46 protein-coding genes are annotated in these 24,101 nt (G+C 70.7%); 42 read left to right on the top strand and 4 right to left on the bottom strand.

Annotated features, from left to right (window positions below):
• Positions 1 to 54: 54 nt before the first annotated feature.
• The gene (locus tag ACE3QY_RS19690; RefSeq protein ID WP_374457757.1) at positions 55 to 1,356 is read left to right on the top strand and encodes a tyrosine-type recombinase/integrase; all 1,302 of its coding nucleotides are present in this window, start codon (positions 55 to 57) and stop codon (positions 1,354 to 1,356) included.
• On the opposite strand, the gene ACE3QY_RS19685 is transcribed toward ACE3QY_RS19690, so the two are convergent.
• The 4 genes from ACE3QY_RS19685 to ACE3QY_RS19670 all read right to left on the bottom strand — a co-directional run bounded on the left by ACE3QY_RS19685 (position 1,353) and on the right by ACE3QY_RS19670 (position 2,849).
• Positions 1,353 to 1,604, bottom strand: coding sequence for a DUF3263 domain-containing protein (locus ACE3QY_RS19685; protein ID WP_374457756.1), 252 nt, complete (start codon positions 1,602 to 1,604; stop codon positions 1,353 to 1,355). The genes ACE3QY_RS19690 and ACE3QY_RS19685 overlap by 4 nt on opposite strands.
• Before the next feature lie 146 nt (positions 1,605 to 1,750).
• The gene (locus tag ACE3QY_RS19680; RefSeq protein WP_374457755.1) at positions 1,751 to 1,981 is read right to left on the bottom strand and encodes a DUF2188 domain-containing protein; all 231 of its coding nucleotides are present in this window, start codon (positions 1,979 to 1,981) and stop codon (positions 1,751 to 1,753) included.
• Positions 1,982 to 2,049: 68 nt separating this feature from the next.
• Positions 2,050 to 2,469, bottom strand: coding sequence for an ImmA/IrrE family metallo-endopeptidase (locus ACE3QY_RS19675; RefSeq protein WP_374457754.1), 420 nt, complete (start codon positions 2,467 to 2,469; stop codon positions 2,050 to 2,052).
• A 2-nt stretch (positions 2,470 to 2,471) separates the two neighbouring features.
• Positions 2,472 to 2,849, bottom strand: a complete 378-nt coding sequence (locus tag ACE3QY_RS19670; protein WP_374457753.1) for a helix-turn-helix domain-containing protein — start codon at positions 2,847 to 2,849, stop codon at positions 2,472 to 2,474.
• Between the two features lie 100 nt (positions 2,850 to 2,949).
• On the opposite strand from ACE3QY_RS19670, the gene ACE3QY_RS19665 reads away from it, so the two are divergent.
• The 41 genes from ACE3QY_RS19665 (at position 2,950) to ACE3QY_RS19465 (ending at position 24,100) form a co-directional block, all read left to right on the top strand.
• A complete protein-coding gene (locus tag ACE3QY_RS19665) occupies positions 2,950 to 3,183 on the top strand; it encodes a helix-turn-helix domain-containing protein (RefSeq protein ID WP_374457752.1) in 234 nt (77 codons plus the stop codon).
• Entirely contained in the window at positions 3,180 to 3,365 is a 186-nt protein-coding gene (locus tag ACE3QY_RS19660; RefSeq protein ID WP_374457751.1) for a helix-turn-helix domain-containing protein, read from the top strand. Before ACE3QY_RS19665 ends, ACE3QY_RS19660 begins: the two co-directional genes overlap by 4 nt.
• Positions 3,366 to 3,487: 122 nt before the next feature.
• Entirely contained in the window at positions 3,488 to 3,853 is a 366-nt protein-coding gene (locus tag ACE3QY_RS19655) for a hypothetical protein (RefSeq protein WP_374457750.1), read from the top strand.
• Entirely contained in the window at positions 3,850 to 4,023 is a 174-nt protein-coding gene (locus ACE3QY_RS19650; protein WP_374457749.1) for a hypothetical protein, read from the top strand. Before ACE3QY_RS19655 ends, ACE3QY_RS19650 begins: the two co-directional genes overlap by 4 nt.
• Complete coding sequence (locus ACE3QY_RS19645; protein WP_374457748.1) at positions 4,020 to 4,235, top strand: hypothetical protein; 216 nt, start codon at positions 4,020 to 4,022, stop codon at positions 4,233 to 4,235. The genes ACE3QY_RS19650 and ACE3QY_RS19645 overlap by 4 nt, the downstream gene beginning before the upstream one ends.
• On the top strand, positions 4,235 to 4,459 hold the full coding sequence (locus ACE3QY_RS19640) for a hypothetical protein (RefSeq protein WP_374457747.1): 225 nt from the start codon (positions 4,235 to 4,237) through the stop codon (positions 4,457 to 4,459). Before ACE3QY_RS19645 ends, ACE3QY_RS19640 begins: the two co-directional genes overlap by 1 nt.
• The gene (locus tag ACE3QY_RS19635) at positions 4,456 to 4,704 is read left to right on the top strand and encodes a hypothetical protein (protein ID WP_374457746.1); all 249 of its coding nucleotides are present in this window, start codon (positions 4,456 to 4,458) and stop codon (positions 4,702 to 4,704) included. The genes ACE3QY_RS19640 and ACE3QY_RS19635 overlap by 4 nt, the downstream gene beginning before the upstream one ends.
• Entirely contained in the window at positions 4,701 to 5,156 is a 456-nt protein-coding gene (locus ACE3QY_RS19630) for an XF1762 family protein (RefSeq protein ID WP_374457745.1), read from the top strand. The genes ACE3QY_RS19635 and ACE3QY_RS19630 overlap by 4 nt, the downstream gene beginning before the upstream one ends.
• Positions 5,156 to 5,335 (top strand): hypothetical protein, encoded by a 180-nt coding sequence (locus tag ACE3QY_RS19625; protein WP_374457744.1) that lies wholly within the window; start codon positions 5,156 to 5,158, stop codon positions 5,333 to 5,335. The genes ACE3QY_RS19630 and ACE3QY_RS19625 overlap by 1 nt, the downstream gene beginning before the upstream one ends.
• Positions 5,335 to 6,267 carry a PD-(D/E)XK nuclease-like domain-containing protein gene (locus ACE3QY_RS19620; RefSeq protein WP_374457743.1) on the top strand — a complete coding sequence of 311 codons (933 nt, stop codon included), beginning with the start codon at positions 5,335 to 5,337 and terminating at the stop codon, positions 6,265 to 6,267. Before ACE3QY_RS19625 ends, ACE3QY_RS19620 begins: the two co-directional genes overlap by 1 nt.
• Positions 6,267 to 6,968, top strand: a complete 702-nt coding sequence (locus ACE3QY_RS19615; RefSeq protein ID WP_374457742.1) for a recombinase RecT — start codon at positions 6,267 to 6,269, stop codon at positions 6,966 to 6,968. The genes ACE3QY_RS19620 and ACE3QY_RS19615 overlap by 1 nt, the downstream gene beginning before the upstream one ends.
• Positions 6,965 to 7,132, top strand: a complete 168-nt coding sequence (locus tag ACE3QY_RS19610; RefSeq protein WP_374457741.1) for a hypothetical protein — start codon at positions 6,965 to 6,967, stop codon at positions 7,130 to 7,132. The genes ACE3QY_RS19615 and ACE3QY_RS19610 overlap by 4 nt, the downstream gene beginning before the upstream one ends.
• Positions 7,129 to 7,380 carry a hypothetical protein gene (locus tag ACE3QY_RS19605; RefSeq protein WP_374457740.1) on the top strand — a complete coding sequence of 84 codons (252 nt, stop codon included), beginning with the start codon at positions 7,129 to 7,131 and terminating at the stop codon, positions 7,378 to 7,380. The genes ACE3QY_RS19610 and ACE3QY_RS19605 overlap by 4 nt, the downstream gene beginning before the upstream one ends.
• Positions 7,377 to 7,937 carry a hypothetical protein gene (locus ACE3QY_RS19600; protein ID WP_374457739.1) on the top strand — a complete coding sequence of 187 codons (561 nt, stop codon included), beginning with the start codon at positions 7,377 to 7,379 and terminating at the stop codon, positions 7,935 to 7,937. The genes ACE3QY_RS19605 and ACE3QY_RS19600 overlap by 4 nt, the downstream gene beginning before the upstream one ends.
• The gene (locus tag ACE3QY_RS19595; protein ID WP_374457738.1) at positions 7,934 to 8,125 is read left to right on the top strand and encodes a hypothetical protein; all 192 of its coding nucleotides are present in this window, start codon (positions 7,934 to 7,936) and stop codon (positions 8,123 to 8,125) included. The genes ACE3QY_RS19600 and ACE3QY_RS19595 overlap by 4 nt, the downstream gene beginning before the upstream one ends.
• 158 nt (positions 8,126 to 8,283) lie before the next feature.
• On the top strand, positions 8,284 to 8,895 hold the full coding sequence (locus tag ACE3QY_RS19590; RefSeq protein ID WP_374457737.1) for a hypothetical protein: 612 nt from the start codon (positions 8,284 to 8,286) through the stop codon (positions 8,893 to 8,895).
• Entirely contained in the window at positions 8,892 to 9,023 is a 132-nt protein-coding gene (locus ACE3QY_RS19585; RefSeq protein ID WP_374457736.1) for a hypothetical protein, read from the top strand. The genes ACE3QY_RS19590 and ACE3QY_RS19585 overlap by 4 nt, the downstream gene beginning before the upstream one ends.
• Positions 9,023 to 9,574 (top strand): HNH endonuclease, encoded by a 552-nt coding sequence (locus ACE3QY_RS19580; RefSeq protein ID WP_374457735.1) that lies wholly within the window; start codon positions 9,023 to 9,025, stop codon positions 9,572 to 9,574. Before ACE3QY_RS19585 ends, ACE3QY_RS19580 begins: the two co-directional genes overlap by 1 nt.
• Entirely contained in the window at positions 9,574 to 9,930 is a 357-nt protein-coding gene (locus ACE3QY_RS19575) for a hypothetical protein (protein WP_374457734.1), read from the top strand. Before ACE3QY_RS19580 ends, ACE3QY_RS19575 begins: the two co-directional genes overlap by 1 nt.
• A gap of 166 nt (positions 9,931 to 10,096) precedes the next feature.
• Positions 10,097 to 10,315 carry a hypothetical protein gene (locus tag ACE3QY_RS19570; RefSeq protein ID WP_374457733.1) on the top strand — a complete coding sequence of 73 codons (219 nt, stop codon included), beginning with the start codon at positions 10,097 to 10,099 and terminating at the stop codon, positions 10,313 to 10,315.
• Positions 10,312 to 11,103 carry a hypothetical protein gene (locus tag ACE3QY_RS19565; protein ID WP_374457732.1) on the top strand — a complete coding sequence of 264 codons (792 nt, stop codon included), beginning with the start codon at positions 10,312 to 10,314 and terminating at the stop codon, positions 11,101 to 11,103. Before ACE3QY_RS19570 ends, ACE3QY_RS19565 begins: the two co-directional genes overlap by 4 nt.
• Positions 11,100 to 11,408, top strand: a complete 309-nt coding sequence (locus tag ACE3QY_RS19560; protein WP_374457731.1) for a hypothetical protein — start codon at positions 11,100 to 11,102, stop codon at positions 11,406 to 11,408. Before ACE3QY_RS19565 ends, ACE3QY_RS19560 begins: the two co-directional genes overlap by 4 nt.
• Entirely contained in the window at positions 11,405 to 11,911 is a 507-nt protein-coding gene (locus ACE3QY_RS19555) for a hypothetical protein (protein ID WP_374457730.1), read from the top strand. Before ACE3QY_RS19560 ends, ACE3QY_RS19555 begins: the two co-directional genes overlap by 4 nt.
• Positions 11,908 to 12,120, top strand: a complete 213-nt coding sequence (locus tag ACE3QY_RS19550; RefSeq protein WP_374457729.1) for a hypothetical protein — start codon at positions 11,908 to 11,910, stop codon at positions 12,118 to 12,120. Before ACE3QY_RS19555 ends, ACE3QY_RS19550 begins: the two co-directional genes overlap by 4 nt.
• Complete coding sequence (locus tag ACE3QY_RS19545; protein ID WP_374457728.1) at positions 12,117 to 13,139, top strand: hypothetical protein; 1,023 nt, start codon at positions 12,117 to 12,119, stop codon at positions 13,137 to 13,139. The genes ACE3QY_RS19550 and ACE3QY_RS19545 overlap by 4 nt, the downstream gene beginning before the upstream one ends.
• Positions 13,139 to 13,384, top strand: a complete 246-nt coding sequence (locus ACE3QY_RS19540; protein WP_374457727.1) for a hypothetical protein — start codon at positions 13,139 to 13,141, stop codon at positions 13,382 to 13,384. Before ACE3QY_RS19545 ends, ACE3QY_RS19540 begins: the two co-directional genes overlap by 1 nt.
• Positions 13,381 to 13,587 carry a hypothetical protein gene (locus ACE3QY_RS19535; protein WP_374457726.1) on the top strand — a complete coding sequence of 69 codons (207 nt, stop codon included), beginning with the start codon at positions 13,381 to 13,383 and terminating at the stop codon, positions 13,585 to 13,587. Before ACE3QY_RS19540 ends, ACE3QY_RS19535 begins: the two co-directional genes overlap by 4 nt.
• Positions 13,584 to 13,853: a hypothetical protein gene (locus ACE3QY_RS19530; RefSeq protein WP_374457725.1), complete on the top strand. Its 270-nt coding sequence runs from the start codon at positions 13,584 to 13,586 to the stop codon at positions 13,851 to 13,853. The genes ACE3QY_RS19535 and ACE3QY_RS19530 overlap by 4 nt, the downstream gene beginning before the upstream one ends.
• Positions 13,850 to 14,764: a hypothetical protein gene (locus tag ACE3QY_RS19525; RefSeq protein ID WP_374457724.1), complete on the top strand. Its 915-nt coding sequence runs from the start codon at positions 13,850 to 13,852 to the stop codon at positions 14,762 to 14,764. Before ACE3QY_RS19530 ends, ACE3QY_RS19525 begins: the two co-directional genes overlap by 4 nt.
• Positions 14,765 to 14,865: 101 nt before the next feature.
• The gene (locus tag ACE3QY_RS19520) at positions 14,866 to 15,126 is read left to right on the top strand and encodes a hypothetical protein (protein WP_374457723.1); all 261 of its coding nucleotides are present in this window, start codon (positions 14,866 to 14,868) and stop codon (positions 15,124 to 15,126) included.
• A gap of 342 nt (positions 15,127 to 15,468) precedes the next feature.
• Complete coding sequence (locus ACE3QY_RS19515) at positions 15,469 to 15,798, top strand: hypothetical protein (RefSeq protein ID WP_374457722.1); 330 nt, start codon at positions 15,469 to 15,471, stop codon at positions 15,796 to 15,798.
• A gap of 34 nt (positions 15,799 to 15,832) precedes the next feature.
• The gene (locus tag ACE3QY_RS19510) at positions 15,833 to 17,209 is read left to right on the top strand and encodes a hypothetical protein (RefSeq protein WP_374457721.1); all 1,377 of its coding nucleotides are present in this window, start codon (positions 15,833 to 15,835) and stop codon (positions 17,207 to 17,209) included.
• Positions 17,206 to 17,394 (top strand): hypothetical protein, encoded by a 189-nt coding sequence (locus ACE3QY_RS19505; protein ID WP_374457720.1) that lies wholly within the window; start codon positions 17,206 to 17,208, stop codon positions 17,392 to 17,394. Before ACE3QY_RS19510 ends, ACE3QY_RS19505 begins: the two co-directional genes overlap by 4 nt.
• Positions 17,395 to 17,407: 13 nt before the next feature.
• A complete protein-coding gene (locus tag ACE3QY_RS19500) occupies positions 17,408 to 18,742 on the top strand; it encodes a phage portal protein (protein WP_374457719.1) in 1,335 nt (444 codons plus the stop codon).
• The gene (locus ACE3QY_RS19495; RefSeq protein ID WP_374457718.1) at positions 18,739 to 19,668 is read left to right on the top strand and encodes an HK97 family phage prohead protease; all 930 of its coding nucleotides are present in this window, start codon (positions 18,739 to 18,741) and stop codon (positions 19,666 to 19,668) included. Before ACE3QY_RS19500 ends, ACE3QY_RS19495 begins: the two co-directional genes overlap by 4 nt.
• The gene (locus ACE3QY_RS19490) at positions 19,665 to 21,332 is read left to right on the top strand and encodes a phage major capsid protein (RefSeq protein WP_374457717.1); all 1,668 of its coding nucleotides are present in this window, start codon (positions 19,665 to 19,667) and stop codon (positions 21,330 to 21,332) included. The genes ACE3QY_RS19495 and ACE3QY_RS19490 overlap by 4 nt, the downstream gene beginning before the upstream one ends.
• A gap of 96 nt (positions 21,333 to 21,428) precedes the next feature.
• Positions 21,429 to 21,758, top strand: a complete 330-nt coding sequence (locus tag ACE3QY_RS19485) for a hypothetical protein (protein ID WP_374457716.1) — start codon at positions 21,429 to 21,431, stop codon at positions 21,756 to 21,758.
• Between the two features lie 7 nt (positions 21,759 to 21,765).
• On the top strand, positions 21,766 to 22,305 hold the full coding sequence (locus ACE3QY_RS19480) for a phage head-tail connector protein (RefSeq protein WP_374457715.1): 540 nt from the start codon (positions 21,766 to 21,768) through the stop codon (positions 22,303 to 22,305).
• A 5-nt stretch (positions 22,306 to 22,310) separates the two neighbouring features.
• Positions 22,311 to 22,778 (top strand): hypothetical protein, encoded by a 468-nt coding sequence (locus ACE3QY_RS19475; protein WP_374457714.1) that lies wholly within the window; start codon positions 22,311 to 22,313, stop codon positions 22,776 to 22,778.
• A gap of 14 nt (positions 22,779 to 22,792) precedes the next feature.
• Positions 22,793 to 23,104: a hypothetical protein gene (locus ACE3QY_RS19470; RefSeq protein WP_374457713.1), complete on the top strand. Its 312-nt coding sequence runs from the start codon at positions 22,793 to 22,795 to the stop codon at positions 23,102 to 23,104.
• Positions 23,105 to 23,137: 33 nt separating this feature from the next.
• Complete coding sequence (locus tag ACE3QY_RS19465; RefSeq protein WP_374457712.1) at positions 23,138 to 24,100, top strand: phage tail tube protein; 963 nt, start codon at positions 23,138 to 23,140, stop codon at positions 24,098 to 24,100.
• Position 24,101: the final 1 nt, after the last annotated feature.

Raw genomic sequence — 24,101 nt, 5'->3', positions numbered from 1 at the left:
ACTCTGACTGAACTTGGCTACAGGAATGGCTAACATTTCTAGGAGTGACTAGGCGTGACAGGACAGGGTCAGACAGGGAAGCGCCGCGACTACGGCGAGGGCTCCCTCTACCAGCGCTCGTCCGACTGGCGGTGGGTCGGTACATTCGAGGCTGGCTGGACCGCCCAGGGCACCCGCCGCCGCGCCACCGCCACCAGCAAGGGCTGCGCAGGCGGGTGCGCCGCGAAGTGCCCTCACCGCGCCGAGATCAAGCGCAAGCTGCGCGACAAGAAGATCGCCGTCGACCGCGGCGAGGTCGGCACCTCCGACCGGACCACCGTCAAGGCCTGGGCCGAGACCTACCTCGAGATGCGACGCCGCGAGCTCTCGCCGAAGGGCTGGAACGCCGCGGCCTCGCCGATCCGGAAGTGGGTCGTCCCGACCATCGGGCACCGTCGCCTCGCCCAGCTGACCCCCGCCGACGTGCGCGCCGTCGCCGACGCCCAGCGCGCCGCCGGCCGTCAGCCCGCCGACACCCACCGCGTGCTGAAGACGATGCTGAAGGCCGCGATCCAGGAGGGCCACGCTGTGCCCGAACGGCTGCTCCACATGGACGCCCCGACCGTCAGCAAGTCCGACCGGCAGGCGATGACGATCGACCAGGGCCTCGCGTGCATCGAGGAGGCCAGCCGGATGCCGAACGGCGTGCGCTGGCTCTTCACGCTCGTCTACGGCCAGCGCCTGGGGGAGTGCCTCGGCCTGACGTGGGACGCCGTCGACTTCCACGGCCGCGACGACGCACCCTTCGGCGAGGCCGTCATCGAGTGGCAGCTGCAGCCGCTGCCCTACGAGCACGGCTGCGACGGCGGCGATGCTGCCCCGTCGTGCGGGAAGAAGCGCGCGGCTTCCTGCCCGCGGCGTCGCTTCCGGGTCCCCGACGGGCACGAGTCGATCCACCTCGTCGACGCCTACCACCTGGTGCGGCCGAAGTCCCGGGCCGGCTACCGGGTGGCGCCGCTGCTCGCGCCCGTCCGCGACGCCCTGCTCGCCTGGCGCGACGTCGCGCCCGAGTCACCCCACAACCTCGTCTGGCCCGGGCCCGACGGCAGGCCGCGCAACGACAAGCACGACCGCGCCGAGTGGCACGAGCTGCAGAAGCGCGCCAAGGTCGCGCACCCGTCCGGTCGGCCGTACCACGTCCACGAGTGCCGCAACTTTGCCGCGACGATGCTCCTCGAGGCCGAGGTGCCCGAGCACGTCGTCACCGACCTTCTGGGCCACTCGACGGTCGCGACGTCGCTGCGCTACCGCACCCGTCGACGCGGGCCGCTGCTCGACGCGATGCAGCGCGTCGGCGAGCGGCTCCAGCTCGGCTAGACGCTGAGGCGGCGCGCGTCACGCTGGCGGGCGCGCGCGGCCCGCTGCCGTTGCAGGCGCTTCACCAGGAGGGGCGCGTACGGCAGCGCCTCGGGCCGGTCGATGAGCCCGTTCAGCTGCTGGAAGTAGCGGGTCGCCGAGACGCCGAACGTCTCGCGGATCGCGGTTTCCTTCGCGCCGGCGTGCTTCCACCAGCCACCGCCCTCGAAGTCGAGGATCGCGCGCTCTTCGTCGTTCAACTCGGCCATGGTGGGAACGCTAGGTGAAGCCACCGACAGCGGATTTGGTCTAGCGCGGGGTTTGACACCCGGGCACACGCCCCCAAGCATGTGCGAAGGCGCTGACCCCGACCACTGCGATTGGTCGGGACCAGCGCCTCTTCTCGCGTCAGGGCTCAGCCCTTGCTCCTGCGGGGGTCGTTGCCGTAGCTGTTGCGCTCCCCGATGGTGCCGTCCATCTTCTTCACGACGTGCTCGACGCCGCGTGACCTGGCCATGTCTCGGCCGGCCTGCTGCGCCTCAGCCTTCGTGCTGTGTGTGCTGGACGCTCGCTCGTTGCCCTGCGCCCGGTTCTTCCACTGGTCGCCTTCGTGGTACGTCTCGATGTCACCCTTCACTGCTCTCACCCCCTTCCTGCGGTCTCGGTTAAGAACAAGCGTGACTGACGCTGGTCCGAATCACACAGGAGGAATTCTCAAGGTGCTGTCAGCGTCTTCTCAATCCCCAGACGTCGCCGCCGCTCGAGGGGGAGGCGGCGGTCCGCCCACCGCTGCCACGCCTCGATCAGGTGTGGCGTGACGCCCAACTCGGCCGCAAGCGCGCCCAGATGGTGACCCACGAGCGCCTCGGCCGCGGCGTACTGGCGCGGCGTGATGATGAGCGACGCGCCGTACTCACTCGCTCGCCGCTCATGCCGCGGCGTCGAGCAGCGGTCGCCGAAGACCGCGTGGCCGACCTCGTGCGCGAGCGCTGCTGTCGCCTGCGCCCGTGTCAGCCGCCGGTTCAGCACGATCACCCGACGATCGTCCAGGTAGAAGCCTCGGTCCCGTTCCCCCAAGTCCTCCCACTCGACCTCGACACCCAAGTCGGAACAGTGGGCGAACAGCAGATCCAATCTCACGTCTCGTGGTGGCGATCCTGTTCTCCGGCGATGTCACCCTGGTCCGGGTGAGCGGCCATCGCGTCGTAGACGGTAGATGTCCCCTCCGACAACTGCTGCAGGAAGCGCCGGCTGGTGGCCGGGAGGCCGCGGCCCGCCTCTAGCTCGGTCAGCATGCCGGCAGCGACGAAGGCCTCGAGCACGTTGTGGCCGTACGCCTTCGCGAACGCTGCGACGACAGCGGCCTTGTCGGGGAGGTAGCGGCCGCCGAGCCAGCGGCTGACGGTGCCCTGCGAGACACCGACGCGTGCGGCGATGGCCGCCTGGTCGGAGCCGGGCTCTTCGCTCTCGGCGACGGTCCGGACGTAGTGCGCCCAGATCTTCGGTGCATCCATGGCGTCAAGCGTAGGGGCTCGTGTGCATGCGTGCATATAAGTGGAACTACTGATGCCTGAGCCCTTGCGCTCATGCATGTGTGCATGCATATCATCAGACATGAGGAAGATCGTTCTCCGAGAAGGCGCTCTCTACGGCGTCACGAAGCGGCTGGACATCAGCCGCGACGAACTCGCTCGGCGGATGAAGGTCGCGACGTCGACCGCCTACCGGGTGGATGCCGGGAAGGTCGAGCCGTCGCCGGCGTTCATCGCCGGCCTGATGGACGTCAGCGGGCAGCCCTTCGAGGAGCTCTTCGACATCGTCGGCTCCACCGAGGCGGTGAACGCATGAGCACCACCGTCAAGAAGGTCGTCGTGACCCGCAAGGAAGCGCAGGAGATGTACGGCGTCTCCGAAGCCACTCTCCGTCGAGCCGAGGCCGCGGGGACTCTCCGTGCGAAGACGCTCGGCGGCCGTCGTCGGTACCGCGTCGAGGACCTCGACGCCTGGTTCGACCAGCTCGACGACGCCTGATCTGCCCGGCCGTCGCGGCGATCCCCCGACCGCGGCGGCTGGGTCACCCAGCAGTCAAAACAGCAGAGCCAGCCGCGCGACTTCGACCCCGACGACTGGCCCCAACCGAAAGGCAGTATCTCATGCGCACAACCCTGAGTAAGCGACAGCGCGGCGTCGAAACGCCGAGCCAGCGGAGCCGTCTCACCGCCCAGCGCGAGGCAGCCGCCGCCAACCGCGACTGGCACGAGCGCCGCGTCCAGGCCGCCGAGAAGCGCGCCGCCGAGGCCCGCGAGGAGAAGCGGAAGGCCGGCCCCCAGGGCGGCCGCCTCCGAGCCCTCGCGCGGCTCGCCGAGCAGCTCGGCGTCGAGAGTCCGGTCACCCGCGCGGCCGTACAGAAGGTCGACCGTGACCGCCGCGGCCGGCAGCGCCCGCACCGGAACGCCGACCGCGACCGGACGCTCCGCGGCAAGGCCCGGATCCGCGCCCGGAAGGCGGCACGCCGATGAGCCCGCACATCGCCGCGATCATCCTGATCGCCGACCTCGCCCTCGCCGGCATCGTCATCTTCTGGCGCGGCGCCACCCAGGGCACCCGGCACTACACCTGGGCCGACGCGATCGGCGGCGTGATCGAGTGCGCCTTCCTGATCTGGCTCGTGACGGTGATCGCGTCATGAACCTCACCTACGACCAGATCCAGGCGCTGTGCGTCGGCGTCGTTCTCGGCGCGGCGCTGACCGCCCTCCTCATCGTGCTGCAGGCCGGCCTCGCGCGGCCGAAGCGGCAGCGCCTCGAGCTCGGCAGCAACCACGACCGGCTCGACGCCGAGGCTGCCAGCTACATCGCGCGGCCGCGCAGCTCGAGCAACCGCAAGCCCGGGAGGTTCTGATGATCCTCCTGGGCCCCGAGCCGAAGACCCTCGCCGAGAGCCGACCGCCGTACGACGAGCACGCGGACGCCACGAAGTACGGGCACCAGGCCGCGATCGCCGAGGCCAACGCCCGAGCGCGCGCCACCGGCCACCGCCAGATCGTGACCCAGTCGTTCGACGCCGCGACCAGGGCGAAGTACCCCAACCTGCGGGCCTTCTACCGGATCCAGGCCGTCCGATGACCGAGACCGGCTACCGGCGGATCGAGCCCGGCGCGTGCACCTGGTGCGGACACCGTCCCCACGCCGGCGCCTGCGGGAACACGATCCGCACCCGCGACCCGATGCCCCACGGCAAGGACGTCGACCGGCGCTGCCCCTGTGTCAAGCGCGTCGACGACGACCGGCTGACCCGCGACAAGCGGTTCGAGGCTGCCGAGGACCGCGCCGAGCAGGTCGCCTTCGACGCCATGCGGGAGCGGTCATGACCTGCCGCCTTCTCCTCGTCCCCGTCACCCTGCGCGAAGCAAACGCCTTCGTCGGCCGCGAGCACCGCCACCACGGACCCGTCGTCGGGCATCGCATCAGCGTGGGCGTCGGCTGCGAAGAGCACGGCCTGCACGGCGTCGCCATCGGCGGCCGACCAGTCGCCCGCGGCCTCGATGACGGGATCAGCTTCGAGGTCACCCGCTGCTGCACCGACGGCACGCCCAACGCCTGCTCGAAGCTCTACGGCGCGATGCGTCGGGCGGCCATCAACCTGGGCTACCCGCCGCGTCGGATCTTCACCTACACCCTCGCCACCGAGGAAGGGCGGTCGCTGCACGCGGCCGGGTGGGTCCGCGACGTCGAGGTCAAGGCCGAGACGTGGGCGCGCCCGAACCGCGAGCGCGTCGACAAGCACCCGACCGGCCCGAAGACCCGATGGAGGGCGGCCTGATGGCCCGCCAGTCCCCGCGCCGACGCCCCCGCCGCGTGTTCGCCGACCACCCGCTCGACGGCACCTGCGTGCTCTGCGACCAGCCCCTCGGTGGCGGCAACCAGCGCACCAACCCCCTGATCCAGATGCGAGCCGGCTGGGCGCACAAGGCGTGCGTCCTCCGAGAGCGAGGCGAGTAATGACCTCCCGCAAGCCCACCCACAATGAGAGTCCGGGCGGCGCGCCGGACGCTGAGACGCTGTCCGAGGGACGCGAAGCCGACCAGCAGCACAAGGGCGCCACAGACCACCGCCACGGCTTCGTGCGCGACCTCGACGAGGAGACCTACCACGCCGACCGAGGCAGCCTCTCCGTGTCCGGCGCCAAGCTCCTCATGCGATCGCCGGCCCTGTTCCGCCAGGAGCAGGACCACCCGACCTACCGGAAGGTCTGGGACTTCGGCTCGGCCGCCCACGCGAAGGCCCTCGGCGTCGGCGCCGAGCTGATCGTCCACCAGTACGACCCCGAGAAGGTGAAGTCGCCGAAGGCCACCAATGCGTGGAAGGCCGAGCAGGAGGCCGCCCGCAAGACCGGCGCCGTGCTCCTCCTCCCCGACGAGTACGCCGTCGTCGAAGCCATGGCCGCCCGACTGCAGGAGCACCAGCTCGCGATGCGGCTCCTCGCCGAGGGCGAGCCCGAGGTCTCCGCATACGCCCTCGACGAAGACACCGGCGTCCTCCGCCGCGGCCGCTTCGACTGGCTCGGCCCGGTCGTGCTCACCGACTACAAGACGTGCGCGTCGGCCAACCCGCGCGACCTCGCCGGCCGCTACGGCACCGTCCACAAGTACGGCTACGACTGCCAGGCCGCCTGGTACACCGACCTCGCCCGCGCCCTCGACCACCCCGCCGCCGCCTTCGCGTTCATCTTCCAGGAGAAGACGCCGCCCTACCAGGTCACCGTCGCCTACGTCGACGACGCCGACCTCGCCGAGGCCCGCCAGCACAACCGCGCCGCCCTCGAGCGCTTCCGCGACTGCACGGCCGCCGACCGCTGGCCGGCCTACCTGCCGGACGACACCGCCGCCCGGCTGTCCCTCACCGACCAGACCTACTACGAGGAAGTCATCTGATGAGCGAGATCGAACAGCACCGGGGCGGCTCCCAGCTGACCCTGACCACCGACCAGGCGTGGTGGAGCGAGAAGCAGATCGCCGCGCTCGGCCAGCTCGGCGTCGCCGGCGCCTCCAACGGAGACCTCGCGGTCTTCATGCACGTCGCCCAGCGCACCGGCCTCGACCCCTTCGCCCGCCAGATCCACATGATCGAGCGGCAGGGGAAGTGGACGATCCAGACCGGCATCGACGGCTTCCGCCTGGTCGCCCGCCGGGCGGTCGACCGGGCCGGCGAGACCCTCGCGATCGGGCCCTCCGAGTGGTGCGCCGACGACGGCCAGTGGCGCGACGTGTGGCTCGCTGAGGGCCCGCCAGCGGCCGCCCGCGTCACCGTCTACCGCAACGGCCAGGCGTTCCCCGGCACCGCGCTGTGGCGCGAGTACGTGCAGACGAAGCGCGACGGGAACGTCACCCACATGTGGGCGACCCGCGGTGCCGGGCAGCTCGCGAAGTGCGCCGAGGCCCTCGCGCTCCGCAAGGCGTTCCCCATGGACCTCGCCGGCGTCTACACGACCGACGAGCTCGAGCGCGACCAGCGGCAGCCGGCCTCGCGGCGCACCGGCGGCCTGGGCGCCGCCCTGAACGCCGAGCAGCCGCCGCCCGACGAGGAACCCGTCGAGGGAGAGGTCGTCGAGCAGCCCGCGAGCGCCGAGTCGTGAGCGACGTGCGAGACGTCATCCCGCGCTCGACGATGACCGTCGCCCAGCAGCGAAGGATCGGCGCGCTGCAGGCCGCGAAGGCAGTGCTGCAGAACCCCCACGCCGTCGTGGACAACGCCCACAACCTGATGCGTCTCGCGGAGTGGATCGAGGGCGAGTCGTGAGCGCCGTCGAGGACCACACGCCCGAGGCGCACGACGTCATCGCCTGCGAGCTCGGCGCCTGCATCCTCGGCCAGCGCCGGCACCGCGACCGCGTCGAACTCCGCGTCGACGTCGCCGGCCGGATCATGAGCCTCTCGCGCAACCTCCTCGCAGTCCAGGAGCAGCTCGGCGAGCGACTCGTCGGTGCGCTCGCGCCGCTCGCCGCGCACCTCGCCGGCCCGCCGCGCCGTAGGTGGTGGCAGCGATGAGCCGGCCCGGGTACATCGACAAGCGCGGCAACAACGAGTCCCGCCGGCGCCGCCGCACCTGGCTCCTCGCCACCTTCGACGAAGACCTCGGCCCCGGCAAAGCACGATGCCTCCTCAAGCTCAGCCCCCGATGCATCCGCGTCGTCCCCATCGAGGAGGCCCGCGCGCTGCGCGCCCTCGTCCGCAGCGGCCTCACGATCACCGACACCGCCAAGAGGGTCGGCAAGGCCGCCTCGCACGTCTCCAACCGGCTGATGCTGCTCGAGCTCCCCCTCGAGGAGCAGGAGGAGCTGCGGGCCGGGCACTACACGATCACGCACGCCCAACACCTGGTGAGGAACGCCCGCGAGGCCGAACGCCGCCGCGAGAGCGCTGAGGCCCGCCCGGTCGGCCGGCCGAAGGGCGCGAAGACGAAGCCGTACTTCGGCGACACCCACCCGCTCGCCAGCACCGTCCGCCGCATCTGCAGCCACCGCGGCTCGCCGAAGGTCGGCGGCGTCGGATGCGGCGCCTGCTGGGAGCACGCCATCCGAGCCGACGCCCAGGAGGAGTCATGACCATCCACTGGTACTGCCGCACCTGCACCGCGTGCGGCGAAGGCGACAAGGCTGCCGAGCAGCACGTCCGCGACACCGCCCACACCGTCGAGACCTCGACCCGCCCGAGGCACACCGAGGAGCGCCAGTCGGTCCGCTACTGGCTCACCGACAAGGGATGGGCCGCGGCCGGAGGTCGGTCCACGTGAGCCCCGACGACCCCCGCCACGGCACGGAAGCCGGCTACTCCGCGCACGGCCGCGCCGGTCAGCGGCCGTGCGACGACTGCACGCGCGCCAAGCTCCGCGACGACAAGAGGCGCCGAGTCCTCGGCCCCGCGCTCCGTCCCGTCCCCGATGACGTCTGGGTGATCCTCGACCGCTACAGCGACCGCACGCTCGAGCAGCGCGCCGGCGTCTCGATCTGCGCCCTGCAGAACATGCGCAAGCGAGGAGCGAAGGCGCGCGCCTACCCCGAGACGATCGCGCGGCTCCGTTCCGTGCGCATCCCCACCGACGTGGGCACCGTCCGCCGAGTCCGGGCCCTCGCTCGACTCGGATGGTCCTGCCCTCAGATCGCAGACGTCGCCGGGATCCCCGCGACCACGATCGCCCGCCTTCGCGACCATGACGCGCGGCGATGGGTGGGCCGCGACGACCTGCGGGACGGTGTTGCACTCGCGTACGCCGAGCTGAGCATGAAGCGCCCGCCATGGACGCGCTGGTCGTCGCGGATCGCCGGGCACGCTGAACGGGAAGGCTGGCCGCCACCGCTCGCGTGGGATGACGACCTCATCGACGACCCCGCAGCCGTCGCGTCAGGGATCGGTGTCGCGACGCGAGAGCCGGCCAGGGAGCGCACCTACGACAGCGCCGATCACGCCGCATGCGCGCGCTGTGGCGTGGTCCGCGAGGTCTACCGCGGCCGCGGCGACCTCTGCCAGGACTGCCGCACTGTCGCCAGGAGGGAAGCCGCATGACCTGCCCGAAGACCGCCATCTGGCCCGAGGTCGGCCCGCATGGCGCACGGCTCACCTGCTGCCTCCCCGCCGGCCACCCGGGCGACTGCGCGTGCGCCGACATCGAGTACCTCGAGGAGCCCGCCTGATGGCCGTCAGCAAGCGCACCCGCTACGAGGTACTTCGCCGCGACAACCACACCTGCCGCTACTGCGGCGGCAAGGCGCCCGACGTCGTGCTCACCGTCGACCACGTCACCCCCGTGGCGCTCGGCGGCACCGACGATCCGAGCAACCTCGTCGCGGCCTGCAAGGACTGCAACGCGGGCAAGTCGAGCACGACGCCCGATGCCGCTCTCGTCGAGGACGTGAAGCAGGCTGACATCAAATGGGCCGCCGCCATGGCCCGCGCCGCCGAGGTACTGGCGGCAGAACGCGAGAAGCGGGCCGACTACTACGCCTGGTTCGTGCTGGCGTGGGAGCCGAGCGGCCTCTCGGTGCCGGACGAGGCCGAGTGGAGCCTAGGTCGCCTGTTCGATGCCGGGCTGCCCGCTGAAGAGATGTGCGCCGCTGCGCACTACGCAGGCAAGGCGACCGGCATCTACGACCCGTTCAACTACTTCATGGGGGTCTGCTGGAGGAAGGTCTCCGCGCTACACGAGACCGCGAAGCAGATCCTGGCCACCGAGGAAGACGTCTGATGGCCCGCAAGTCCCGCCCACTCAAGACGTCGTTCTGGTCGGACGACAAGGTCTGCCGCCTGTCCCGCGACGCACGGCTCACGCTCGCCGGCCTCATCACGATGCACGCCGACGACGAGGGTCGCTTCCTCGCGACACCTCAGGCGATCGGTGGAGCGATCTACCCGCACGACGACCTGCCTCCAGCTCGGATCAAGCGTTGGCTGGCCGAGATCGAGGCCGAGGGCATGGTCGTGGTCTACCGGGTGAACGGCGGCACCTACGGCTGGCTGCGCGGCTGGGCGCGCCACCAGACTCCGCCGCACCCGACGCCGAGCACCATCCCGCCTCCCGAGGAAGCGGGGCAGAACTCATGAGGCGCTCACGAATTCCTCACGACTTCCTCCGGAGAACTTCTGCCCTGAGTAGGAGTAGGAGGAGGAGCGGGAGTAAGAACCGGCCGAAGGCCGCATCCATGACCTCAGGTAGGGGGTCGGCCGAGCTCATGGATGGCCGCTTCGCGGCGATGCTCGGAGGTCGATCATGAGCCGCTGGGAGCAGCACGAGGCCATCGACGGCGAGATCAACGCCGACGGCGAGCTGATGATCTCGATCAGCGACACCATCGCCTGGATCCGCGCCTGCGCCGACGGCTGGACCGACCACCCCTGCCACGCGAACGCGGCCACGGCGATCGCCGACTCCCTCCTCCAGCACTGGATCGACACCACGTCGAACCTCGTCGACGGGAGCGGATCGTGACCTTCACGCAACGCGACGCCCAGGCGCTGACCTACCTCGCCACCCGTCTCCGCGAAGACACCCCCGGCTGCGGCAAGTGGGACCAGAACGGCACCTACGCCGTCCTCGCCGAGCTCCGCGGCCAGTCGCTGAGCGAGGTCGTCCACCGCGTCGTCGGCCACGCCCTCGACCCTGAGGCCCGCACCCCGGGCTCCATCCGCCGGCCCTTCATCCCGAAGCGCGATACCGAACCCGCACGCCGGCAGCCAGCGAAGGCCGGCGAGGACTGCAAGCGCCACCCCGGCGAGTACGTCGGCTCTTGCCGTGCCTGCGCCGTCGAGGTGCTGCCCAGCCAGTGGGGCGACGTCGAGCTCGTCGACGACGACCGCTCTGCAGGCCGCGCCCTGCTCGCCGAGATCCGCGCACGCCGTCAGGCCCCGCTCGGCCTGACGAAGTACGGCGAGGCGCTCATCGCGTCCGCCACCCCCGAAACGGCCGGCCCGGGTAGGGAGACGTCCCCGCAACCCGGGCCGGTTGACCGCCCCGAGACCGCCTGCCTCGCGCCCGGGTGCTTCCGGCCCACCCGAGACGGCATCTGCGACCGCTGCAGGGCCGATGCGATCGCCCTCGACGAGCAGGCCGCCAACCAGGCGCTGATCGAACGCCTGCAGGCCAACGAGCGCGCACGAGCCCACACGCGGCCCGAGCCCAGCCCCGAGCCGCCCCGCCGGTTCACGTCCGCCGACATCAACCACGACCGAGTGCGCGCCGCCATGACGCGCGCCGCCGAGCAGAGGAGCACCACATGAACCCCGTTGAGATCCCCATCGAGGCCCGCCGCGCCCGGCCCGACTGCCGCGTCGTCAGCATGGGCCCGCCGCCCGGCGTGCCCGACGAGGAGTGCGGCACCGCTGAGATGCTCGTCTCTGGCGAGGAAGAGCAGATGACCGGCTTCGTCGCCCGCCGCTTCTACGCCTACTTCCGCCCCACCGAGGCCGAGCTTGCCAAGCTCAACGCCGGCGGCTTCATCGAGCTGGCGCAGTACGGCCACGTCGTCCAGCCCTTCGGCTGCGCGATCTGGGACGCCATCCCGGGCGCGGAGAACGTCCGGTGAACACCGTCCACGCCGGCCCCCTCGGCAACGCCGTCGAGCTCGACGTCGCCACCTCGCCCGTCAACGACGACCACACCACCATCGCCTGGTGGCTCCTGACCGGCTTCTGGCACCCGCTCTGGCAGCAGTTCAGCCTGACCGTCGTCACCCTCGAGGAGCGCGAAGGCGTCGCGCCGGCGAAGCTGCACTTCCCCGGCGCGACCCACGAGCTGGCCGTGATCGCCCTCAACCCCGGCGAGCCCCCGCGGCACATCACCCCTGAGGCGTTCCATCAGGGCGGCTTCGGCGCCGCCGGCGGCTACCTGCAGCCGATCGACGTCTGCCACCAGTCCACCGCCACCGACGACGAGATGATCCGCGTCGCCGATCGCGCCGCCTGGGCGTGCGTGAACGGCATCCTCACCGCGTCGACCGACGACGCCCGCGACGTGCTCCGCATGCACTGGCTCGGCGCGATCGTGAAGACCCTCGCCCACCTCCGCGGAGAGGCCCACGCGTCATGAGGCGCGCGTGGGACTGGCTCGTCGAGCTCCTCGGCGCGCTGCTGTGCCTGCTCGGCCTCCACGACTGGCAGCTCGGCTACACGCAGCACGTCGCCGCCCACGGCCGCCCGTACGACGTCCGCGCCGAGGTCTGCGTGCGGCCCGGCTGCAGGGGCGTCACCGACCGCGTCCGGGTCGTCCCCGGCGCCTGGCCCTGGGTGCAGCGATGAGCCGCGGCAACGAGTCCAGCGACCGCCAGGTCGACGACCTGAACCCGCCGCCCCGAGGGCACGCACCGGGCGCGCACGGCATGAGTGAGGCGGGCGGGCTGCGAGAGGCCGTGGAGGCGCTGGCCGACGAGTGGGAGCGCCCCGGCCCGAAGGTGCAGGGCACGCCCGAGGATGCCGCCACCGTACTCCGCGCCCTCCTCGCCGCTCACCCTGCCTCCGAGGCTGACGAGCACCAGGCGACCGGATGGCAGGTCCACGCCGAGCACGTCGAGCGCACGAACCGCGAGACGCTGCACCTGAACTCGATCATCGACGAACTCAAGTCGCTCCTGCGCCGCGCCTGCGAGGCTGACGCGGGCGAGGACTGCTGGTTCGACCACAGCGGCGATTGTCAGGCTCATGGACCGTTCGGCGATGGCAAGCCCTGCCCGTACCCGCTGATCCGGCAGTACCTCGCCCCTGAGGCTGACCCCACGGCAGGCGAGCGGGTGGCGAAGGTGCTGCGGCACATGGCCGACCGGATGCTGCACCAGACCGACGTGTCCGACGAGGCGCTGCGCTCGATCATTGATGGCTGGGCGGGCGCGTTGCATGGTGCCGCGACGTTGCTCGACCTCCCCGCCACCCCGGACGCCGGGGACGCGAGCGAGCGGCGGATCGGCGAATGCGACCGCCACGACGACGAGGATCGCGGCCTGAAGTCGTCGGCACGCTGCACCTGCCCGCCGCTCCCCGCCGCGAGCACCAGCGCGAGTGAGCCGCTGAGCCAGGACGAGCGGCAGACGCTGAACGCGCGCCTGCACAGAGACGGCTTCTACGCCCCCGCCGTCCGCGCACGGATCCTCGACGCTCTCGATGACACCCTCGTCGCTCGCATCGCCCGGGAGGTGACCCGACCCACCACCACCGGCCCCGTCGATTGGGACTCACCCACATGGGGAGGCGGCACCCACACCGCCGCATCCGACGACCTCGGCAACCACGGCCGCCACTGCGAAGACGCCGACGAGGAGCAGTGATGTGCGACGACGTCGAGAAGGTCGATTACCTCTCCCAGATGCTCGCCGACAACGCCGTCGAGCTCCACAAGCTCACCGCGCCCGGATGCACCACGATCGCCGCCTACCCGTGCGGCGACCACTGGCACATCGGGCACGACGGCCTCACCGCCGAAGCCCGCGCGAAGGCCCGCACCTGCAAGGCCGAGCACCCGTTCTACAGCCCCCTCGCCCGCCGCATGCACAAGAGGAAGACCCACGCATGACCACCGACAGCCCCATGGTCCGGATGATCGCGGCCGCCGCTGACTTCGAGCGCCAGATGCGCCGCGTCACCGAAGCCCTCGCCCGCGTCGACTGGCCGCAGCTGCAGCGCCTCGTCGACCTCGCTGAGGGCTACGACCAGCACCACCCCAGGCCGCTCCCGATCAACGGCCACGAGTACGCACGCCGACGGAGGAACCGATGAGCGCCGCCGAGGTCGAGTGGGAGCCCGGCGACCCCAACCCCTACGCCCCCGACCAGGGGACGAGCGGCTTCGCCAACGTGTTCATGCGCGAGGACGAACGCGCAGCCATCCTCGCCGCCGACACCGGCACCCCGCCGCCCTGGTGGCGCCCGCCCGCCGAGGAAGGCGCCAGCCCCGGCGACTACACCCGCTCCTGCGCGACCTGCGGCGTCCGTTGGCGCGGCGACGAGCCCTGCTGGGTCTGCGGAGGTGAGCAGCTCCCGTGACCGAATGCCTCCACTGCGGAGCCCCCACCAGCAACGGACTCGGCCTCTGCGAGACCGCCCAGGCCGCAGTCCTGACCTACCTCGAGTTCCTCCCGATCTACTACGCCAACCTCGCCCGCTGGCGCCGCCCCGGCCGCCCCAACGGCAGCCTCGGCACCGCCGGCCAGTGGATGCTCCGCCGCGGCGAAGCCGAGAGCGGCGCGATCGAGCCCGCCCTCGCCCGCGCCTCCGCGACCCTCCACACCTGGGCCGAGAAGCTCAGCCTCAGCATCCCCGAAGCCGCCACCGAAGCCGACACCTTCGCCGCCCTCTGCGAACGCCTCGAGCACGCCCTGCCCAGGATCGCCGCCCACGAAGGCGCCGGCCGGTTCGTCCGCGACATCGCCCGCCACGAGCACGCCCTCCGCAACCTCACCGAGACCATCGTCCCCGGCTGGTACGCCGGCACCTGCCAGCAGCCCGCCGGCCGCGACATGGAAGGCAACCACCACGTCTGCGGCGCCAACACCTACGTCGTCCCCGGCCTCACCTGGGTCACCTGCCACCGATGCGGCGCCACCACCCACGCATCCGCCCACGTCGACGTCGTCCTCACCGAGGCCCGCGACTGGACCGCCCCGCCCCGCCAGATCGCCGAAGCCGTCGTCGTCCTCGTCGACACCGAGCACTCCGTCGACCGGCTCTACAAGCGGATCAGCAAGTGGGGCGAGACCCGCAAGCGGAAGGTCATCCGAGACGGCCAGGAGATCACCCTCACCACGCCACCCAAGATCCCCACCACCCGCCGCCTCGACGAGGACGGCGACCCCATCGGCCCCAAGCTCTACCGCCTCGGAGACGTGCTCGACACCCTCGCCACCGAGGGCGCGACACGCCTGGTGCAGCGCACCTACCACCAGCGCGTGGGATGAGCGCGCTACCGTTGTCGCTAGTGGACGTGGCGGAAGCGTCCCCTGACAGCGCCCGAGACCTCGAGGAGGTCCGGGCGTCCTGCATGTCAGGAGGTAGTCCGATGGCCCGAGGCACCGTGCGCTGCACCAGCTGCAGCCAGCCCCTCACCCCACACTGCCCCGACACCAACCCCACCTGCACCTGGCTCGCCTGCCTCGCGCAGGGCTGCAGCGTCCGCTACCTCGACGTAGGCCGAGGACTCATCCAGCACACCGACGGCAGCATCATCAGCTGGGCAGACATGCCCACCACCACCGAGCCACCCACCGTCACCATCGAGGACGACACCGACGATGGCCGGGCCGCAGCACCGGACGCCTGAGTACCGCGCCGCCTACCGCCAGCTGGTCCGAGACCAGAAGGCAGGCAAGTGGCTCTGGTGCGTGCAGGACATCTGCATGCACCCAACCCGCGACATCGCCCCCACCGACAAGGCGCACGTCGCACACGACGACACCGGCACCGTCATCCTCGGACCCGCCCACCAATGGTGCAACGAAGCCGACGGCGGACGCAGACGCCACCGACCCCCACGCCTGCGACGCGAAGTCCTCTGAACAAGGGGGGTGGGGTCAACCACGACCACGGCGACGCGAACGACCCCAGCAGTCGCGCGTGGCCTATCTACGAGCTTTTTTCTGACGCGCGGCGCGGGGGTGGCGGCATGGCGGGCAAGGCGACGAAGACCAACCTTCGGGCCGTACCTCCGGACGAGCCGCCGCCGGAGCCTGACCCGCCGAAGGTGCAGACGCTGCTCGAGGCGATCGAGTCGGGCGTCTACCTCGACATCCTGAAGGCGCAGCGCCGGCAGATGGTCGCGGACCTGAAGGGTGCTAGCGGCCCAGCGCTGGCTGCGATGCATCGGCAGATCGCGCTGCTGTCGAAGGAGATCGCGGCCCTCGAGGCTGAGGCCGCCGCGGCGGCCGAGGAGGAGGCCGGCAGTGGCGAAGCGACCGGCGAGTCCGACGAGGCATTCGACTCCGAAGCTCTCTGAGGTCGCTCGGCACGTTGTCGCGCCGAAGGGCGCGGTGTCGACCGGCTGGCCGGCGGTCGAGTCGAAGGCTGCGGACCTGGGTGTCCGCTTCCGGTGGTGGCAGAAGCCGATCGGCAAGATCATCCTGGCGAAGCGGGCCGACGGGAAGTACGCGTCCACCATCGGCGGCACCGGCCTGTCGATCCCGCGCCAAGTGGGCAAGACGTTCCTGGTCGGCGCCATCGTCTTCGCGCTGTGCCTGCTCCGTCCGAAGCTCACAGTGATCTGGACGGCGCACCGGGTGCGGACGGCCGAGGAGACCTTCGGCAAGATGCAGGCCTTCGCTGGCCGGCGCCGCGTGGCGCCGTACGTCGAGAAGATCGTGCTGGGCTCGGGCGAAGAGGAGATCGCCTTCCGGAACGGATCTCGGATCCTCTTCGGCGCTCGAGCTAAGGGCTTCGGTCGCGGCTTCGACGAGGTCGACGTGCTGATCTTCGACGAGGCGCAGATTCTGACGGACGCGGCACTCGACGACATGATCCCGGCGACGAACCAGTCGCGCCAGCCGGAGTCGGCGCTGCTGCTGTTCATGGGTACGCCGCCGAAGCCGGCCGACCCGTCCGAGGTCTGGATGCGGATGCGCGAGGAGGCGCTGTCCGGCGAGGACGACGACACGGGCTGGGTGGAGTTCGGGGCCGACGAGGACCACGAGTTCACGCCGCTGCCTGCTCCGCTGAGCGAAGCCGACTGGAAGCAGATCGCGAAGGCGAACCCGTCGTTCCCCGAGGACACGCCGCGGGAGGCGATCTTGCGGATGCGAAAGAAGCTCGGCTCCGCATCCTTCTGCCGCGAGGGCGCCGGCCAGTATGACAATGCCGACCACAAGCTGATCTTCCCGAAGTGGCCCTCGTGCCAGACCGACGAGATGCCGGACGAGGTCACCGCGATCGGGCTCGCTGTCTCGCTCGGCGAGGAGTTCGGCTCGATCTGCTCCGCTCGCGTGTGGGAGGACGGCCGCGTGAACCTCGGCGCCGTCGAGCGCCGCGTCTACTCGCGCAGCTACATGGTGTCGGAGGCGAAGCGGATCCAGGAGGAACGCGAGTGCGCAGTCGCGCTCGACGAGAAGTGCCCCGACGCTGGCCTGCTGCCGGCGCTGATCGAGGCCGGTGTCGCCGTGCAGGTGATGACCCTCGCGCACTTCGTCGAGACGACCTCCGACCTGGTCCAGCGGACGAAGGACAAGCGCGTCACGCATCAGAGCACCGACGACCTCGACGCGGCCGTGGTCGCAGCGAAGTGGCGGTCCGTGGGAGACGGCCGACGAGTCCCGGGACGCAAGGCGTCGTCGGGCGACATCGACATGTTGGAAGCCGGGATCGCTGCCCTGTGGGCTGCCGGTCTGGACCTCGACCCCTGGGAGGCGTGGACATGACCCGACTCAAGCGGATCCCCGTGAGCGCCGTCCCGGTCGTCGCGGTGCTGGTCGGCTTCGTCGCGGCCCTCGCCGGTCTCTACCTGGTGGCCGATCTCGTGCACCCGGGGGCAGGTGCCGGTGTGACGTTGCTCGTCGGCGGGATCGTGGCGATCGTCGCCGGCCTGGTGGTTGACCTTGACTAGCCTTCTGCGGCGGATGACTGCCGCGCCGTCCTCGAGCGAGCGCAGCGTGGTGTCGATCAACGACTACATCGCCGCGGTCAGCCAGTACGGCTTCCAGCCGAGCGTGAACAGCAGCATGCCGCACATCAGCGCGGAGTCTCTGCCGACGTCGTACGCCGGGCACGCGTCGGGCGGCATGTACGGAAACTCGGTCCTGTTCTCGTGCATGGCGATTCGACAGCTGGTGTTCTCGTCGGTGCGGCTGCGCTACCAGCGGCTGCGCGACGGGAAGCCGTCGGACATGTTCGGCACCCCGGACCTGACCCTGCTCGAGGTCCCGGGCGCGGGCGAGACGACCCAGAACCTGCTGTCGCGGATGATCCAGGACGCCGACCTCGCCGGCAACGCCTATCAGGTGCTCGACACGCCGCTGACCAGGCTCGGTGGCGACGACAGGTCGAAGAACGTCCTGCGGCTGCGCCCTGACTGGATCGAGATCGTCGTGCGCAAGCGGATGCGCGTCGACGGGCAACTCGGCTGGGAGCGCGTCGGCTACGTCTACACCGAAGGCGGCAAGCATTCGGGCAACGACCCGGTCCCGCTGCTCCTCGACGAGGTCGCCCACTTCGCCCCGATCCCCGACCCGCTCGCGACCTTCCGGGGCATGTCCTGGCTGACGCCAGTCGCCCGCGAGATCGAGAACGACGGGCTGATGAACATGCACAAGCGCCGCTTCTTCGAGAACGGCGCGACGCCGAACATGATCATCAAGCACCCGGTCGGCGCGGACCGAAACAAGGTGCTGGACTTCGCCAAGCGGCTCGAGGCGGAGCACGGTGGCATCGACAACGCCGGCAAGACCCTGAATCTGTACCCGGGTGCGGACGCGACGGTCGTCGGGTCGAACATGGAGCAGCTCGACTTCGCGGCCGTTCAGGGTGCCGGCGAGACGCGCATCGCCGCCGCAGCCCAGGTGCCGCCGGTGCTGCTGGGCCTGACGGAGGCGAAGTACGCGGAGTACCCCTTCGCCCGCCGGCGGTTCGCCGACGGCACCATGCACCCGCTGTGGATGTCGGCCGCGGGCGCGCTCGGGCAGATCATGCCCACGCAGGCCGGCGCTCGGCTCTGGTACGACGCTGACGACATCCCGTTCCTTCGTGAGGACGAGAAGGACGCGGCCGCGATCACGCAGATCCGGGCGGCCACCCTCGCGTCGCTCGTCCAGGCCGGGTACACGCCCGAGTCGGCGGCGAAGTTCCTCATGACCGCCGATGACTTCCGCGTCCTCGAGCACACCGGCCTGTTCTCCGTCCAGCTGCAGCGGCCGGGCGCCAACGAACCGACACCGGCAGGAGAGGTGACGACATGACCACCGAAGCGATCCAGCGGGCAGCACGCCCGCCGCTGGCTGACCTGTGCCGCGAGGCGCCGTTCACGCTGCGTGCCGAGGACGACGGTGAGGCCGGCGACGGTCTCACCCTCGACGGCTACGCCGCCGTCTTCAATCGGGAGACGATCATCGACTCCTGGGAGGGCCGCTTCAAGGAGGACATCGCCCCGGGCGCGATGAAGAAGTCGTTCCGGGAGAACCCGCCGCGCGTCCAGTTCGACCACGGCCGGCACATGATGATCGGCTCCATTCCGATCGCGAAGCTCGAGAAGGGTTACCCCCGCGAGGAGGTCGACCCCGTGCTCGCCCCCGAGGGTGGCGCGCACGTCCTCGCCCGGCTGCACGACAACTGGCTGATCCAGCCGGTTCGAGACGCGATCGCTTCGGGGACCATCGACGGGATGTCGTTCCGCTTCTCGGTGGTCCGCGAGCAGTGGCGCGACCACACGGGGAAGGTCATCCGTGACGAGGAGGAGCTGCGGCAGCTGCTGCGCCGCTCGTGGCTCGAGGATGTTCCCGACGAGGAGCTGCTGCGCCGCACTCTGCAGGAGCTCCGCGTCCCTGAGCTCGGCCCCGTCGTGTGGCCGGCCTACGTCGACACCTCGGTGGGCGTGCGCTCCGGTGAGCCCACCACCGTCGTGATCGACCTCGCGAACCTCGGAGACCCCGAGGAGCGCACCAAGCTCGCCCAGGCCGTCCTGATGGCGGACCGGGCTGACAGTGAAGAGCCGCCCCTCACCCCCGAGGCCGAGGAGCACTCCGACCCGTCGAACGACACGCCGCCGATCACCGCGCGCAGCGCGGCCGAGGAGCACGAGTCGGCAGCACGCCGCGCGCAGCGAGAGGCAGACCTCGAGCTCGTGCGTGCGAACCAGACCCGAATCCACGAAAGGAACAAGCGATGACCTCGCTGCTTCTCCTCGTGCTCGCCCTGGTGCTGGTCGGCCTGGCCGTCTACGCCTCGGCGCGCCCCCGCGTCACCACCTCGTCCATCGTCCCGGCGGACATCGCCGCGAAGGTCGACGAGATCATGGCCCGCAACAAGGCCCGCTACGCCGGCTTCGTCATGGAGCTCGAGAGCCCGACGGCGCTCACGCACTCGCAGACCCTCGCCCGCATGGACGAGATCAGCGCGGAGCTCGAGCGCTTCGCCGACCTGACCGACACCACGCCGGAGCAGGACCAGGAGTTCGCCGACCTGCGCGACACCTACAAGGCCCTCGACCTCCACCGGCGCCAGCTCGAGCGCGCTGCGGACCTGGCCGAGATCCGCTCCATGGCGACCGGCGTCCAGGGCGGCAGCGGCACGCGTCGCGATGACACCCGCACGGTCGGCGGCGCTGCCGGCGGTCGTGGCGACTACGACCGGGACGCCGTCCTCGAGCCCGACTCGATCGAGGACGCCCGCTTCCGCAACCCGTGGGACCTCACCGAGGTGCGGACCTTCGGCCGCTCCGAGGAGGAGCTCGCCACCGAGCTGCAGGCGCGCGCCACCTGCGCGATCGAGCGCATGCAGGGCACCAGTGACGAGATCCGCCAGGCGGCTCAGTCGATGCTCGAGCGGGCCGACAACCCCGCCGCGTTCGCCCGGCAGGTGCTCACCACCTCGAGCCCGGCCTACCTGCGCGGCTGGTCGAAGCTCGCCGCCGGCAAGGGTCACACGATGACCGCGGACGAGCAGCGCGCGATGTCGCTCACCGACGCCGCCGGCGGCTACCTCGTGCCCTTCCAGCTCGACCCGAGCGTCATCGTGACGTCGAACGGGTCGGTCAACGACATCCGGAAGGCGGCCCGCCAGGTCGTCGCGACGGGTGACGTGTGGAACGGCGTGTCGGCTCCGGCCGTGTCGTGGTCGTGGGACGCGGAGGGCGCGGAGGTCAGCGACGACGCTCCGACCTTCGCCCAGCCCTCGATCCCGATCCACAAGGCCCAGGGCTTCGTGCCGATCTCGATCGAGGCGTTCGAGGACGCCGCGAACGTGACGCAGGAGATCGGCCGGCTGCTCGCCGAGGGCAAGGACGACCTCGAGGCCGTGGCCTTCACCCTGGGTACCGGCTCCGGCCAGCCGACGGGCATCGTCACCGCGCTCGCCGGCACGTCGTCGGAGATCAACGCGGCGGCGGACGACACGTTCGCGGTCGCCGACGTGCGGTCGCTCTACAACGCCCTGCCGGGCAAGCACCGGGCCCGGGCGTCGTGGCTGGCGAACAACAGCATCTACACGCTGATCCGGGCCTTCGACACGGCCGGTGGCGGCGGCTTCTGGGCCAACCTCAACGGCGACCGCCCCGAGGCGCTGCTCGGCAAGCCCGTCCTCGAGGCCGAGGCCATGGACGGCACCATCACCACCACCGGCGCCGTGAGCAACTTCGCCCTCGTGTTCGGCAACTTCCAGAACTACGTGATCGCCGACCGTGTCGGCACCCGCGTGGAGTTCATCCAGACGCTGTTCCACACGGGCAACAACCGCCCGTCGGGTCAGCGCGGATGGCACGCCTGGTACCGGGTCGGCGCCGACTCGGTGAACGACGCCGCGTTCCGCCTGCTCGACGTGCCCTCCGCGGCCTGATCGAGCACCACGGCGCAGGGCGGGCCGCGAGGCCCGCCCTGCGTCCCCCGGCACGACCCCGCTGCACCCCGCTTCATCAGAGAGGAACCCTGAGCCATGGCTCTGCTCACTGTCACCGAGGGATTCGCCGACATGCGAACCTTCGAGGTCTACAACCCGGGCCGCCTGGTCGACGAGAACGACCCCGTCGTCAAGGGCCGGGAGCACCACTTCCAGCCCGCCGAGGCGATCCCGTCCCGCGGTCGGGTGGAGTCCGCCACCGCCGCCCCCGGTGAGCGCCGCGAGCGCAGCCGTCCGGCGAAGAAGGCGGCCGCCAAGAAGACCACCGCCAAGAAGCCGGCGGCGAAGAAGGCTGCCACGCCTGCCAAGAAGTCCGCCGACGCGCCGGCCAAGTCGGACAGCGGGCCGAAGTCCGAGCAGGTCTGACCCGACCGTGTCCGTCCTCGACCTGGCCAAGGCGAAGGCCCACCTGAACATCTCAGGCACTGGGCACGACGGCGAACTGCAGGACTTCATCGACCGCGCCGAAGGTGCGATCAAGGAGAAGTGCGGACCGCTGACGCCGGTCGAAGTGACCGAACGAGTGGCCAGCTCCGGTGGCAGAGGGCTGGTGCTGCGCACGACCCCGGTCATCGCTCTGACCAGCGTCACCCCGGTCGGCGGAAGCGCGTACTCGCTGAGCGGACTGGAGATCGACGAGTCGGCGGGTGTGATCGAGTGGGCCAACGGCCAGCGATTCACCCGCGGGCGCTACGTCGTGGTCTATCAGGCCGGCCGGGTCGAAGTTCCCAAGGATCTCCTGCTCGGCGTGGCCGAGCTCGTGCGCCACTTCTGGGAGACGCAGCGGGGACCAACTATGCGGCCCGGCTCCCGCGCCTCGGAAGGCGCCGCGAACACCATCCCGGGAGCGGCGCACGCCTGGCCGTTCCGGGTGACGGAACTGGTCGCGCCGTACGTTCAGGTCGGGAACTAGGTTCGATGGCAACCTCCGCGATTCCCGAGGTGATCGACGCGCTGGTGTCCCTCGCCAACGCCAACCTCTCCGGCGTCATCGTCTCTGACGGCATCGGGGTCACCGACGACCCGGGCAACTTCCTCATGGTCGGCGTCGAGGACCCGGACCTCGAGGGGGCCGCGTTCTCCGCCGACGTCAAGCAGGAGTGGGCGGCCGCGAACTACACCGCCCGCGACGAGGAGGGCGACATCACCTGCGTCGCGCTCGGCTGGGTCGGCGAGTCGGGGAGCGAGGGCCAGAAGGCCGCGCGAGACGCCGTGTACGCCATCACAGACGCACTGGAGACGGCTCTACGGGCGAATCCCTCGCTGGACCTCCCGACGGTCCTGTGGACGAGCTTCGGCACGTCCTCGCAGCTGTCCCAGGCGCAGGGCGCCGGCGGCTCGTCGGCCCTGATCGTCTTCCGCATCCACTACCGCGCCCGAATCTGAGAAGGAGCCCCATCGTGAAGGTCAAGAACGTGTCCGGAGAGGCACGCATCACCGATGGTCGCCTGGTACTTCCGGGCGCTGACATCGAGGTCGAAGACGTCTACGCCTACACCTGCCAGGAGCCGAACTGGGCTCCGGCTGACGACGAGGCGAAGGCTGCGCACGAGGCCGCCCTCGCGGCGCTCGAGGAGCCGACGAAGCCGCCCGGCAATGCCTCTCGCGAGGCGTGGGCCGAGTACGTGCTCGCCGCCGAGCTGGCGACCGAGGACGACATCAAGGACATGTCGCGCGACCAGCTGCGCGACACCTACGGCCAGGAGGGCTGACGCATGGCGATCGGATCTGGACTCGGCTCCTCTGTGGGTTTCTCCGCTGAGTCGACGTACGGCACGTACGTCGCCCCGACGCGCTGGTTCCCGGCGTCGAACTTCAACGTCCAGAAGGGCCAGAACGTCGTGGAGGCGTCGGGGGTGGCCGCGGGCCGCTCCGCCCCTGTCGACGACGTGGTCACGACCAGCTGGGCGACCGGCGGCGCGCAGTTCGACGTTCTCCGCAAGGGCTTCGGGCTGATCCTCGCGCAGTTCCTCGGCTCCTCGGCCACCCCTGTGCAGCAGGGCGCGACCGCGGCCTACCTGCAGACCCACGCGCTCGGCGACAACTTCGGCAAGTCGCTGACCATGCAGGGCGGGCTGCCCAACGCGGCCGGCACCGTGAACCCGATGACGGCGACCGGGTCGAAGATCACCAAGCTGGAGCTGTCCTGCCAGCTCGACGGCCTCGTGCAGGCGACGATCGAGATCGACGGGAAGACGTACACGGAGGCGCAGGCGCTCGCCGCCCCGTCGTACCTGACGTCGAACCCGCCGTTCCACTTCGGCGAGATGACCGTGAAGCTCGGCACGTTCGGCGCCGAGGCCGCGGTGCAGGGCGTGCGTGGTGTCACGATCTCGATGACCCGTCCGCAGGCGACCGACCGTTTCTACGGCGGCAACAGCGGGTCGAAGTCCGAGCCGATCTGGAACGACTTCATCGACGTGTCGGGCTCGTTCGACGTCGACTTCGTCACGAAGGCCGACTTCCACGACCGCTGGACCGGCAACACGGCAACCTCGGCTGTCGTCGAGTGGGTGGGCCCGACGGCGATCGCGTCGACGTTCTTCCCGACGCTGCGGATCACCTGCCCGAAGGTCAAGTTCGGCTCCGGGATCGGCGAGGTCGGCGGCCCCGACGTCATCAAGGGCTCGATCCCGTTCAAGGCCAAGCTGGACGAGACCAACGGCGTCGTCTCCGCGGCCTACATGAGCACCGACACCGCCGTCTGAT

Origin of the sequence: Nocardioides sp., from assembly GCF_041913365.1 — a bacterium.
Taxonomy (GTDB): Bacteria; Actinomycetota; Actinomycetes; order Propionibacteriales; family Nocardioidaceae; genus Nocardioides.
Note: the sequence above shows the minus strand (reverse complement) of the source record. Positions and strands in the feature narration are given on the sequence as shown.